At 49.0% G+C, this 13,235-nt stretch carries 12 protein-coding genes; all 12 read left to right on the forward strand.

Translation table 11 applies throughout. The annotated features are described in order from the left end of the window. The first annotated feature begins 134 nt into the window (after window positions 1-134). The 12 genes from urtB (at window position 135) to FXV75_RS02980 (ending at window position 13,217) form a co-directional block, all read left to right on the forward strand. Window positions 135-1,757, forward strand: coding sequence for an urea ABC transporter permease subunit UrtB (gene urtB, locus FXV75_RS02925; RefSeq protein WP_148835188.1), 1,623 nt, complete (start codon window positions 135-137; stop codon window positions 1,755-1,757). Next, complete coding sequence (gene urtC / locus FXV75_RS02930; RefSeq protein WP_148831113.1) at window positions 1,754-2,887, forward strand: urea ABC transporter permease subunit UrtC; 1,134 nt, start codon at window positions 1,754-1,756, stop codon at window positions 2,885-2,887. Before urtB ends, urtC begins: the two co-directional genes overlap by 4 nt. Beyond that, window positions 2,884-3,723, forward strand: a complete 840-nt coding sequence (gene urtD / locus FXV75_RS02935; RefSeq protein ID WP_148831114.1) for an urea ABC transporter ATP-binding protein UrtD — start codon at window positions 2,884-2,886, stop codon at window positions 3,721-3,723. Before urtC ends, urtD begins: the two co-directional genes overlap by 4 nt. After that, a complete protein-coding gene (gene urtE / locus FXV75_RS02940) occupies window positions 3,720-4,427 on the forward strand; it encodes an urea ABC transporter ATP-binding subunit UrtE (RefSeq protein ID WP_148831115.1) in 708 nt (235 codons plus the stop codon). The genes urtD and urtE overlap by 4 nt, the downstream gene beginning before the upstream one ends. A gap of 53 nt (window positions 4,428-4,480) precedes the next feature. Then, the gene (locus tag FXV75_RS02945; RefSeq protein WP_148831116.1) at window positions 4,481-5,416 is read left to right on the forward strand and encodes an urease accessory protein UreD; all 936 of its coding nucleotides are present in this window, start codon (window positions 4,481-4,483) and stop codon (window positions 5,414-5,416) included. Window positions 5,417-5,494: 78 nt separating this feature from the next. Next, the gene (locus tag FXV75_RS02950; protein ID WP_148831117.1) at window positions 5,495-5,797 is read left to right on the forward strand and encodes an urease subunit gamma; all 303 of its coding nucleotides are present in this window, start codon (window positions 5,495-5,497) and stop codon (window positions 5,795-5,797) included. 42 nt (window positions 5,798-5,839) lie between these two features. After that, window positions 5,840-6,157, forward strand: a complete 318-nt coding sequence (locus FXV75_RS02955) for an urease subunit beta (protein ID WP_148831118.1) — start codon at window positions 5,840-5,842, stop codon at window positions 6,155-6,157. Further along, a complete protein-coding gene (gene ureC / locus FXV75_RS02960; protein WP_148831119.1) occupies window positions 6,157-7,863 on the forward strand; it encodes an urease subunit alpha in 1,707 nt (568 codons plus the stop codon). Before FXV75_RS02955 ends, ureC begins: the two co-directional genes overlap by 1 nt. A 9-nt stretch (window positions 7,864-7,872) precedes the next feature. Further along, window positions 7,873-8,346, forward strand: coding sequence for an urease accessory protein UreE (locus FXV75_RS02965; protein WP_148831120.1), 474 nt, complete (start codon window positions 7,873-7,875; stop codon window positions 8,344-8,346). Beyond that, window positions 8,327-9,004 (forward strand): urease accessory protein UreF, encoded by a 678-nt coding sequence (locus tag FXV75_RS02970; protein WP_148831121.1) that lies wholly within the window; start codon window positions 8,327-8,329, stop codon window positions 9,002-9,004. Before FXV75_RS02965 ends, FXV75_RS02970 begins: the two co-directional genes overlap by 20 nt. Window positions 9,005-9,059: 55 nt before the next feature. Further along, window positions 9,060-9,701 (forward strand): urease accessory protein UreG, encoded by a 642-nt coding sequence (gene ureG / locus FXV75_RS02975; RefSeq protein ID WP_148831122.1) that lies wholly within the window; start codon window positions 9,060-9,062, stop codon window positions 9,699-9,701. A gap of 63 nt (window positions 9,702-9,764) precedes the next feature. Continuing rightward, complete coding sequence (locus FXV75_RS02980) at window positions 9,765-13,217, forward strand: ATP-binding protein (RefSeq protein ID WP_148831123.1); 3,453 nt, start codon at window positions 9,765-9,767, stop codon at window positions 13,215-13,217. Window positions 13,218-13,235 lie beyond the last annotated feature (18 nt).

Raw genomic sequence — 13,235 nt, forward strand, 5'->3', positions numbered from 1 at the left:
GCGGCCAGATCCTGTCCCGCCAGCGTGTTCGTTAATCCATCAGAAACCATGTCAGATCCATTCTTTTAAGCGCTGAGTTCAACCAGCCTTTTCGCACTAAACCTTTCGATACACGGAGTATGACCTTGAGACGTATGACCTTGAGACGTATCAGCTTGAAATATTGTATGGCACTGTGTTGCTGTCTTTTCGGGCTCTTATCCCTTCCGAGTTACGCGGCACAACCCCATGAGCTTGACCCGTTATTGGTTGAACTTGTCGACGCCAAGCTGAGCAAAATGGTGCCTATTTTAGACAAAATAGAAAAAGCCTCAGACGAGTCTGTACTGCCCCTTTTTCGTACTCTTTTAAACGGCGATTTGTACTACATTGAATCCACCAAGCAAATCGTTGGTCAGTTTGATGTGAACGGTGAGACGGGGTATAAAAACGTTTTTACTGATCAAATTAATGCGACGCTGACGAAGCGCGACGTCAAAAAAATTCGCGTAAACAATACCTTGCGTGGTTACTTGCGCAGCGCGATCGCCCGCATTCAGTTAACATCAAAAAATCCTTCCGTACGTGAAAGCGCCGTACGCGAGCTTTTGTCTCAACTAGACGACAGCACGATCGAGACATTAGAAAGCCTTTATCCAAGCGAGCCAAATAAAAAAGTGAAAGAGGCCATGGCCTTGGCATTAGCAATGAATACGGCATCGCAAACGTCGTTAGCGGTGTCCAATCGAATTGCCGCCATTGAAACCTTGTCAGACAGTTTGGAAAATGACGTACGAAATTTATTAACCAGCTTATCCCGTGAAGAAACACCTGCTATAGCGAAAGCCTCAGCGCTTGCTTTGGCAAACATAGAGCAGCGTGCCAACCGTTTTGCTTTTGTTGATCAGTTGTTTTTTGGCTTGAGTCTTGGTTCAGTATTGTTGCTGGCCTCTATTGGTTTGGCGATTACCTTTGGTGTTATGGGCGTGATTAACATGGCCCACGGCGAGATGATTATGCTTGGCGCCTATACCACTTATGTGGTGCAGCTGATGATGCCGAATTACATTGATTATTCTATTTGGGTGGCGATACCCGCCGCGTTTTTAGTGTCGGGTTTAATGGGCGTATTGATCGAGCGTTTGGTTATTTGCCGTTTACATGGTCGTCCATTAGAGACCTTGCTGGCCACCTTTGGTATCAGCTTGATTCTGCAACAACTTGTTCGAACCATCTTTTCTCCGCTGAATCGACAAGTATCCACACCGAGCTGGATGAGTGGCTCTTGGGAAATTAACCCTGTTTTATCATTGACGTTAAACCGTTTGTATATCTTGGCGTTTGCTTTGTTGGTGTTTATGACCTTGGTGATTATTTTACGTAAAACCTCTCTGGGTCTAAACGTACGAGCGGTGTCGCAAAATCGCAACATGGCCAAAGCCATGGGCGTTAAAACCCACTGGGTGGACGCGATGACTTTCGGTTTGGGTTCAGGTATCGCAGGCATTGCCGGTGTGGCCCTAAGTCAACTCACCAACGTCGGACCGAACTTGGGTCAGGCTTACATCATCGACTCTTTCATGGTCGTGGTGTTTGGTGGCGTAGGTAACCTATTGGGGACATTAGTAGCAGCCTTTACGCTGGGTATTGCAACCAAGTTCTTAGAGCCAACAACGGGCGCGGTGCTCGCAGCGATTCTCGTGCTGGTGTTTATTATCCTCTTTATTCAAAAACGTCCTAAAGGACTCTTTCCACAAAAAGGGAGGGCGGCAGAATGACACGTCTTATGAAGTATTTTACGGAAGGACGCACCTCTGGCAAGCATACGCTGCCGTTTGTGGTGATCTTATTGGGTGTGACGATTCTCGCATCGGCCGCAAATTTGTACCTGCCTGAAGACTCTGCACTGTATGTGAGTACTTACACTATTACCTTGCTGGGTAAGTATTTGTGCTACGCCATGTTGGCGTTGGCGGTGGATATTATTTGGGGTTACTGCGGGATTTTGAGTTTGGGACACGGGGCGTTTTTTGCCTTGGGTGGTTACGCGATGGGCATGTATTTAATGCGTCAAATCGGTGATCGTGGCGTGTATGGTGATCCGCTGTTGCCTGACTTTATGGTGTTCTTGGACTGGAAAGAATTGCCGTGGTTTTGGCTAGGCATGGATCAATTTTGGTTCGCCATGTTAATGGCGGTGCTGGTTCCCGGGTTACTGGCCTTTGTGTTTGGTTGGTTAGCGTTCCGCTCTCGTGTGACCGGTGTGTATCTTTCCATTATGACGCAAGCCTTGACGTATGCCCTGTTACTGGCGTTTTTCCGTAACGAAATGGGCTTTGGTGGCAACAATGGTCTGACCGATTTTAAAGAAATTCTTGGCTTCAATCTGCAAGCCGACAGCACTCGCGTTGGCTTGTTTTTAATCACGGCTATTTTGTTGGCAGTGATTTTCGTGGTGAGTCAAAAAATTCTGTCTTCGCGACTGGGTAAAGTGGTGTTAGCGATTCGTGATTCGGAATCCCGTTCGCGCTTTATTGGCTATCGTACCGATCGTTACAAGGTCTGGTTGTTTGTCTATTCCGCGGTGATCGCAGGCATTGCCGGTGCCTTGTATGTGCCACAAGTCGGCATTATCAACCCAGGCGAATTTTCACCTATTAATTCTATTGAAATGGTGATTTGGGTCGCGGTCGGCGGTCGTGGCACCTTGATCGGTGCGGTGATTGGAGCTCTGTTAGTGAACTACGCGAAAACCCGTTTTACCGCGATTATGCCAGACGCTTGGTTGTTTGCCTTGGGCGCGATGTTTGTTCTTGTCACCTTGTATTTACCAAAAGGCTTGATGGGATTGTATGGACAGCTAAAAGCCAAGCGAAATACAGTGATGAATAAGGAGCCACAAAAATGAGCACATTAGACAGCACTCGTGACTTTTTTCGCCGCGATCAGGTGTGGTCGTTTTTGGCACCGGAGCAGGCACAGGTCAATGTCGACAACAAGGTGATCCTTTATGTAGAAGATTTGAACTTGAGCTTTGATGGCTTTAAAGCCCTGAATAACTTGAATTTGTACATCAATGACGGCGAATTACGCTGTTTGATCGGTGCCAATGGCGCCGGCAAAACCACCTTGATGGACGTGATTACCGGTAAAACTCAATGCGATTCAGGGACAGTTTTCTTCGGACAAAATCACAATTTATTAGACAAAGACGAAGCGGAAATCGCTCAGTTGGGTATTGGTCGTAAATTTCAAAAGCCGACGGTTTTCGAAGAACAAACTGTGTTTGATAATTTGGAACTGTCTTTAAAAACCGACAAGGGGGTTCTACCGACGCTTTTTTCGCGCTTAACGCCCACGCAGATCGATCGAATTGACGACGTGTTAAAAACCATTGGTTTGGCGAAGCATCGCTTTATGTTGGCAGGCGCTTTATCACACGGGCAAAAACAATGGTTAGAAATTGGTATGTTGTTGGTCGCTGAGCCGCGATTATTACTGATCGATGAGCCTGTTGCAGGCATGACGGCACAAGAAACCGAACGCACGGCGGAATTGCTAACGTCGCTAGCAGGAGAAAGAACCGTGATTGTGGTAGAGCACGATATGGAATTTGTCCGTAGCATCGCCCGCACCGTGACGGTATTGCATCAGGGTTCTGTATTGGCCGAGGGCACCATGGATCAGATTCAAAGCAACAAAGACGTTATCGAGGTTTACCTTGGTGAAGGGGAAAGCGCATGATTTCTATTAAAAAAGTCGATCAACTTTATGGCGGCACCCAAATTTTATGGGGCTTAGATTTGGATATTGTGCCCGGTTCCATCACCTGCATAATGGGGCGAAACGGCGTGGGTAAAACCACATTACTCAAAGCCATCATGGGATTATTACCCATTCAAAGCGGTGAGATCACCATGGAAGGTGAAACGCTAAACAAGCAAAGTGCCGAAAAGCGCGCCTACTCTGGTATTGGTTACGTGCCGCAAGGACGCGATATTTTCCCTATGCTCACCGTGGAAGAAAACCTGCGTATAGGGCTGCCTGTGCGTGGCAAGCGTACCCAAGATAGCCCTAAAGAGATTCCTGAGAAAATCTTTGAGCTGTTCCCTGTGTTGAAAGATATGCTGCACCGTCGCGGTGGGGATTTGTCCGGCGGTCAACAGCAACAGCTGGCGATCGGACGCGCCTTGGTTCTGGAACCCAGTGTGCTCATTTTAGATGAACCCAACGAAGGCATTCAGCCGAATATTGTGAAGCAAATCGGCGACGTGATTTTAAAGCTCAATGCAGAAGAAGGCTTAACGGTCATCTTAGTTGAGCAAAAGTTAGGCTTTGCTCGTCGCGTGGGTAAAGAATTTCGTTTGATGGAAAAAGGCCGCATCGTAGCAGCGGACAAGATGGAAAACCTCAACGATACCTTGATTAAGCAATATTTAGCGGTCTAGTTTTTGCATGATTTGCGATCTGTCGCCATGCAATGAACGCTTATAGGGCACAAATGAATAATAAAACGACGATTGATTTAGCAGAGACACCTTCTCTGCCACCCTTATTGTTAGCAGAAACGCCCGCGTCCCAGTGGCATGCGTTTCTGACGTTGGGGTTTTGTAAAACCTCCCGCGGCACCGTGTTGAAAACCTGCGATCATCAGGGGCCTTTGTACGTACAAAAGCCCTTTTATCCAGAAGGCCGCGACACCGCCCATGTGTATTTATTGCATCCGCCTGGCGGTTTAGTGTCGGGTGATCGCCTGACCATTACGGCCAATCTAGCCGAAAATACTCATGTATTAATCACCACACCGGGTGCCGGTCGCGTTTACCGAGCCCGCGAAGATAAAACCTTACAACACCAAGTCGTTCAGCTAAATGTAGCCAAAAATAGCGCAATGGAATGGCTGCCCCAAGAAACGATTTTGTACCCCAATGCTCACACACGCCTTGAAAACCGCATCGATCTTGCTGAAAACGCTCAGTTTATTGGCTGGGAAATCACCTGCTTTGGTTTACCAGCAAATCACCAAGATTTTGGCGAAGGACACGCGGAGCAAGGTTTTGAAATTCGTCAAAACGGACGAATTAAAGTACGCGAACGCTTAGTCATCGACAATAACAGCCGGGCTGTATTGGGCGCGAAAGCTGGGCTAGATGGCCATTCGATTAACGGTGTTTTAATCGCAGGGCCTTTTGCCGCGACGACGAATTCATCGCTCAATCACGACGACCTAATCAGCGCTCTACGCGGCTATTGCCAGCAGCATAGCCAGAATTATGGCTCGTTAAGTGGTGTCAGCTTGGTGGGTGATTACCTAATAGTGCGCAGCCTTCACCGTGATTCAGAGCAAATGAAACAGTTGTTTATCCAATGTTGGCAGGCGATTCGCCCCGCTTTCATTCATAAAGAAGCAAGGGTGCCACGAATCTGGTTGACCTGAAATGGTGCATGCGCATCATTATAGTTCAAAAAAATACAATAAAAGCCACATGAAGAGGCATACAAAGAGGCACAGACAATGGAACTACTTCCAAGAGAGAAAGACAAGTTACTGGTGTTCACGGCCGCCTTATTGGCAGAGCGTCGTTTGCATCGAGGTCTTAAATTAAATTACCCCGAAGCTATGGCGTACATCACGATGGAAATCATCGAAGGCGCACGGGACGGCAAAACCGTAGCGGAGCTGATGGCCTTTGGTAAAACGGTACTCAGCGCAGAGCAGGTCATGGACGGTGTGATTGAATTGATTCACGAAGTGCAAGTGGAAGCGACGTTCCCAGATGGAACCAAGTTAGTCACTGTCCATAACCCTATTAACTAGGCTCTTTATTTTTTTGTAAATAAAGGGGCAAGGAGAACCTCCATGATTCCAGGTGAAATACAGGTTGCCAGCGGCGAGATTGAGCTGAATGTTGGCCGCAAGACGGTGACAATTCGTGTCGAAAATACCGGCGATCGCCCCGTTCAAATTGGCTCCCATTATCATTTTTTCGAAGTGAACCCATCGCTGACGTTTGATCGCAGTGTAAGCAAAGGCTTTCGTTTAAACATTGCGTCCGGCACCGCCGTACGATTTGAACCCGGTCAAGGCCGTGAAGTAGAGCTGGTGGAATACGCGGGTACAAAAACCATTTATGGTTTCCGTGGTGATGTCATGGGCACGTTAGAAGGAGCCAAATAATGGCAACGATGGACAGACACAGTTACGCGCAAATGTTCGGCCCAACCACAGGGGACCGAGTGCGATTAGGCGATACTGATATTTGGATTCAAGTAGAAAAAGATTTCACCGTGTACGGCGACGAAGTGAAATTCGGCGGTGGCAAAGTGATCCGTGATGGCATGGGGCAAAGCCAAGTAACAAACGAGATTGCGGTGGATTTGGTGATTACCAACGCCTTGGTGCTTGACCACTGGGGCATTGTAAAAGGCGATGTCGGCATCAAAGCAGGTCGTATTTTCAAAGTCGGTAAAGCGGGTAATCCAGACGTTCAAGACAACGTAGACATTGTTATTGGACCAGGCACCGAAGTCATCGCAGGCGAAGGGTCTATTTTGACCGCTGGCGGGATCGATGCACACATTCACTTTATTTGCCCGCAACAAATAGAAGAAGCCTTAACCTCTGGCGTGACCACCATGATTGGCGGCGGCACAGGGCCTGCTACGGGTACGAAAGCAACGACTTGTACGCCAGGGCCTTGGTATTTGGGCAAAATGCTGCAAGCTACCGACAGCATGCCGATGAACTTAGGCTTCTTGGGCAAAGGCAACGCCAGCTTGCCAGAAGCGCTAGAAGAACAGCTCGAAGCCGGCGCGTGTGGCCTTAAACTTCATGAAGATTGGGGCACCACCCCCGCATCGATTGATTGCTGTTTGAGTGTGGCGGAAAAGTACGACGTGCAAGTCGCGATTCACACCGATACCCTGAACGAATCGGGTTTTGTCGACAGCACACTCGACGCTTTTAAAGATCGAGTGATTCACACCTATCACACAGAAGGCGCAGGCGGCGGCCACGCACCTGACATCATTAAAGCGTGTTCAAATCCAAATGTGCTGCCTTCGTCGACGAATCCAACCCGTCCTTACACCCGCAACACGGTAGACGAGCATTTGGACATGTTGATGGTCTGTCATCATTTAGACAGCAACATTCCCGAAGACGTGGCGTTTGCCGATTCACGGATTCGCAAAGAAACCATCGCTGCAGAAGACATTCTTCACGATCGGGGCGCATTCAGTATGATTTCGTCTGATTCCCAAGCCATGGGGCGCGTGGGTGAAGTCGTGACACGGACGTGGCAAACCGCTCATAAAATGAAACAACAGTTTGGCTTATTGCCAGAAGACCAAGCGCTTGGTGCGGACAACTTTCGCGCTCGTCGTTACATTGCCAAGTACACCATTAACCCTGCGATAGCCCATGGTATTAGCGAGGAAGTCGGCTCGATTGAACCTGGTAAATTAGCGGATTTGGTATTGTGGAAACCGGCGTTTTTTGCGGTTAAACCCTCGATGATCATTAAAGGCGGCATGATCGCCAGCGCGCCCATGGGCGACCCGAATGCGTCGATTCCAACGCCGCAGCCCGTGCATTATCGTCCCATGTTTGGTTCGTTTGGTAAGGCCGCAGCGGCGACCTCGGTAACTTTTGTGTCTAAAGCGGCGCTAAGCAATGGCCTAAAAGAATCTCTTGGTTTGGATCGCACCTTGGTCGCTTGCAAAAATACGCGCAACATTTCCAAGCTCGACATGATTCACAACGATTGGTTGCCGAACATTACCGTTGACCCACAAACCTATGAAGTGCGTGCCGATGGCGAATTGTTAACCTGCGAGCCTGCACAAGTCTTGCCTTTGGCTCAGCTTTACACATTATTTTAGGAACATCAGATGCTCGATATTTACGAACGATTAGGTACCCATTGTCACGACCCTGTTTACACCACAGTGACCCTAACACACGAGCAACGTGATCGTGGGCGACTCAAATTAGTGGGCGACAACAACGAAGACGTGCGTGTTTTTTTGGAACGGGGTAAGCCGTTGTTAGTTGGAGAGTATTTAAAAACCGAATGCGGCAAAATCGTTCAAGTAAAGGGGGCGGTGGAAGACGTAGCTCATGCCAGCTGTGAAGACTGGGAAGCCTTTTCCAAAGCTTGCTATCACCTTGGTAACCGCCACACCAAAATCCAAATTGGTGAGCGCTGGTTACGCATCAAGCCAGACCATGTTTTAGAAGACATGCTGCACATGTTGGGTTTGATCGTCAGCCATGAAAGCGCCGTGTTTGTGCCAGAATCTGGAGCCTATCGTTCTGGAGGCAATAGTTCTGGAGGCAATAGCCATGGCCATAGTCACCACTGAGACGAGTTTATTACGCTTGTTGCAGCTTAGTAGCGTGAGCCTGCCGGTTGGCGGCTATGCGTTTTCCCAAGGCATGGAATTTGCCATTGATAAGGGGTGGGTAAAGAATAAAGCCAATGTATCGGATTGGGTTGGGTTGCAAATTCAGCAGTCGGTCGCGCGGGTGGATTTGCCTGTTTTGCGTTTGTGCATGGACGCGGCGCAGCAAGGTGATACGGCTCGGTTATGGGAGCTGAATGATCTGGCGTTGGCGTGTCGGGAAACCAAAGAACTTCGCCTCAACGATACGGCCATGGGGGAAGCGTTATCGCGCCTGCTGCGCAGCTTAACAATAGACACACCGTTCGAGCGTACTGACGACATCAGTTTTGTGGTGCTATTTGCCCTTGCTGCTGTGCATTGGAACTTATCGTTCGATATAGCGGCGCTGGGTTTCAGCTGGTCTTGGTTGGAAAACCAAATCGCGGCCGCGACCAAACTGGTGCCGCTGGGGCAAACCCAAGCGCAAGAATTGCTTGGTGAACTGCAAGGCGACATTCAGCATGCCATCGCCTTGTCTCTCACCGTTGAAGAAGATCGTATTGGCGCCGGTCTGCCCGCCATCGCGATTGCCAGCGCGCAACATGAAACACAATATTCGCGACTGTTTCGCTCTTAAACGAACAGTGCTCCTATTTATTAAGTAAAAGAATTCAGGATTAGAAGGAATCAGCATGAAAAAGCAAACATTACGTATTGGTGTCGGTGGTCCGGTTGGATCGGGTAAAACAGCCTTGTTGCGCTCTTTGTGCTCAGCCATGCGGGAGCATTACAACATCGCTGTGGTGACGAACGACATTTACACACAGGAAGACGCCAAGTTTCTCACCGAGCACGAAGCCTTAGACGCGGATCGTATCTTGGGCGTGGAAACAGGCGGTTGTCCTCATACAGCGATTCGTGAAGATGCGTCGATGAATTTGGCAGCGATTGATCAGCTATTGGCGCGCCACGGTGCACTCGACGTGGTGTTTGTCGAAAGTGGCGGCGATAACCTGAGCGCAACCTTTAGCCCTGAATTGTCTGATTTCACCATTTATGTGATCGACGTGTCGGCAGGGGATAAGATCCCGCGCAAAGGCGGCCCCGGTATTACGAAATCGGATTTGCTGATTATCAATAAAACCGATTTGGCGCCATTGGTCGGTGCGTCTTTAGAGGTCATGGACCGTGACGCAAAAATGATGCGCGGCGATCGTCCATTTATTTTTTCGAACCTGAAAAAAGCACAAGGACTGGATGAGATCATTCAAATCATTGTGTCAGAAGGCATGCTGGAAGCAAAAACATTGCCCCCAGCAAAAGCTGTTGTCTAGTGATAACAACAGCGATAAAAACAGCGATTTAACCAAAAGGGTTACCTTGAGCAAAGAGACGCGATGAAGGCCACACAAAAAATCTTCAAAGTGCGACGCCACTATAATAAGTGGGTCGCTGACCAAACCATGGAAGATTACGCCTTGCGTTATACGTCCAAGCATGACGATTCTTCCCATAAGCAAGGTCATGCCATGAGCATCGAGCGCATTGGTCACACCGCGCTGGGGGCGACGGCGTTTTTGGCGCTGGAAGGTCTGGCCGCGGTGATCACCTTGGCGTATGGTTTTACCAACGCCGTGGCGGCGATTTTGACGGTGTTGGCGTTGTTTTTTGTGACGGGTTTTCCCATTGCGTATTATTCGGCTAAGCACGGTCTGGACATTGATTTACTGACGCGCGGTGCGGGTTTTGGTTATCTCGGCTCAACCATTACCTCGCTGATCTACGCGACTTTCACATTCATTTTCTTTGCCATTGAAGCGGCGATTTTGGCCTCGGCGTTTGAAGTATTATTGGGGATTCCACTGCAAATTGGTTATGCATTATCGGCGCTGTTTGTTATCCCGATTGTGACCCATGGTATTCGTGCTATTAGCCGATTTCAGGTCGGCACCCAGTGGATATGGTTAGCGTTACAGGTGTCGGCGATTGCCGTGGTCGTGACGCAAGAGTACCAACACTTTTACAGTTGGACGGAATACACGCCTTTGAACCTCCCGCAAAGCGCGCATTTTGATTGGATTTTATTTGGCTCGGCCGCGTCGGTGTTGTTCGCCTTGATGGCACAGATTGGCGAGCAAGTGGATTATCTGCGTTTTTTCCCAAAAAAGACCCCACAAAACCGTCGTCGCTGGTGGTTTTGGCTGATTCTGGCTGGCCCTGGTTGGGTGTTTATCGGCGCGATTAAAATGCTGCTCGGCTCGTTTTTGGCGTATTTGGCTATCTCTGATGGCGCCACCGCCATTCAAGCCACGGACCCAACGTATTTGTACCAGCGCATCTTTTTCTTTTTGACCTCATCACCGACCACAGCCTTGATGCTGGCGGCGGTGTTTGTGTTTATTTGCCAGATGAAAATCAATTTAACCAACGCCTATGCGGGCTCGATCGCTTGGTCGAATTTCTTTTCGCGTTTGACGCACTCTCACCCCGGGCGCGTCGTATGGCTGGTGTTTAACGTCACCATCGCTTTGTTGCTGATGGAATTAGGTATTTACCAAGCATTAGGGGCCATTTTGGGTGTGTTTGCCATTGCCGCAGTGAGCTGGTTGGGCAGTTTGTCAGCGGATTTGTTGATCAATAAACCGCTCGGGTTAAGTCCCAATTACGTCGAATTCAAACGCGCGCACCTGTACGATATTAACCCCGTCGGCACCGGCTCTATGCTGATCGCGACGACGTTAGGCTTGGTCAGCTATTTGGGCGTGTTCGGCGAAGAAGCCAAGAGTTTGTGTCATTTTATTTCGTTAGCAACCTGCTTTGTGTGTGTGCCCCTGATCGCTTGGATCACCAAGGGCAAATATTATTTGGCACGACAAAGCCCGGAGCTGGTGCCAATGATCGAGCTTGCCAGCCAACGCAACCCTAAATACGTGACCTTGACCTGTGGAGTGTGTGAAAACGCCTTTGAAACGGAAGACATGAGCTTCTGCTCGGCGTACATGCAGCCGATTTGCTCCTTGTGTTGCTCGTTGGACGTGCGCTGCTTGGACAGCTGTAAACCACAGGCCAGCATCAGTCAGCAGAGCGATTACTTTTTCAAGCTGTTCTTGCCACGGCGTTTAGTGAAAGCGTTGAAGTCACGGTTTGGACGTTTTTTGTCCTTATTGACGGTGATCAATGTGATCAACGCCGCCTTAATGATGTTGATTTATCGGCAAATGGCGCCAAACTCGATCAACGAAGCCGCTTTACTACAAGACGCCATGCTGGCGCTATTTTTTACTTTGCTGATTGTGTCTGGGGTGTTGTCTTGGTTGTTTTTATTGGCCCACGAAAGCCGAGTGGTGGCGCAAAAAGAATCCAATCGACAAACACGAAAACTGATTCGTGAAGTCGATGCTCACCAAGAAACAGACCGCGCACTGCAAAGTGCCAAAGAACTGGCCGAGCGAGCGAACGAGGCGAAAAGCCGTTATCTTACGGGTATTAGCCATGAATTGCGTACGCCGCTCCAGTCTATTATTGGTTACGCTCAGCTGTTGTCTGAAAAAGCCAATACCCCTTCTGGACATCAAAACGGCTTGGACATCATTCATCGCAGTGGCTTGTATTTGGCGGACTTAATTGAAGGTCTGCTGGACATTTCCAAAATCGAAGCTGGGCGATTTGACTTGTACCGAAACACGGTGGATTTGCCGAAACTCATTGATCAGCTAAACAGCATGTTTGCCATGCAGGCAAGGGACAAGGGCATTCAATTACAGACCAAAATTCTCGCGCCTTTACCGCAACAGGTGATGACCGACGAAAAACGATTGCGTCAAATACTGATCAATTTACTGTCGAACGCAGTGAAATACACACCCAAAGGCTCGGTGTTGTTCGAGGTGAATTATCGTAATCAGGTGGCGGAGTTTGTGATTCGTGATACGGGTTTGGGCATTAAAGAAGCCCATTTGCAGCGTATTTTTGACCCTTTTGAACGTGTACGCGACATCAGTACAGGTAACTTGCCTGGTACGGGGCTTGGTTTGACCATTGTGAAATTACTGACCGAAGTCATGGGGGGCGATATACAGGCGCGCTCTGTGGTGGGCGAAGGCAGTGAATTTCGAGTGAGTTTGATGCTGCCGTGGGTCAGTCAAGTGGAAAGTGGTCGACAAGAAAACAGGCGCATTGCCAGCTATCACGGTTACCAGCGCACCTTAATGGTGGTGGATGATGACCCCGTGGTACGTGGTTTATTATCGGATATTTTGGTGCCACTGGGCTTTAATGTACTTGAAGCCTCGGATGCTAAAGTGTGTCTGGATGAGCTGGAATCCTGTTCGCCGGATTTGTTTGTGTTGGACGTGACCATGCCAGGCATGGACGGTCTCACGTTGGCCAAAACGCTACGTGATCGTGGCCACAGCACGCCTATTGTCATGTTGTCTGCCGATGCCCAAGAAAGCCTACGCAAGCCAGACGAACAGGCCGCGTTTAACCAATATCTCGTCAAGCCAGTGAACAACAGTGCGCTGCTAGACGCGATTAAACATTGGCTAGCGTTGGATTGGGTCTATCAAGAAAAAACACCAGAACCAGCGCCCATAGTGTTATCTAAAACGAATAAAGACTCTGAACAGCAAGTAACTAATGCGGTTGTTGCGCCCATTCCAGACCACGAAAGCGTGCGCGAGCTGATGGCATTTGCTGAGATGGGCTACAAAAAAGGCGTACGCGGTGTGCTCGATCAACTCGCCACCACAGACGTTATCGCTCCGAGCCACTTGCAGCAATTAGAAAACTTGTATCAAAGCTTTCAGTTTGATGCGATTGCTCACTATCTACAAGATCACGCGTCCTAGCGGCAGTTTATTGGGAAA

The organism is Marinomonas sp. IMCC 4694 (assembly GCF_008122525.1).
Lineage (GTDB): Bacteria > Pseudomonadota > Gammaproteobacteria > Pseudomonadales > Marinomonadaceae > Marinomonas.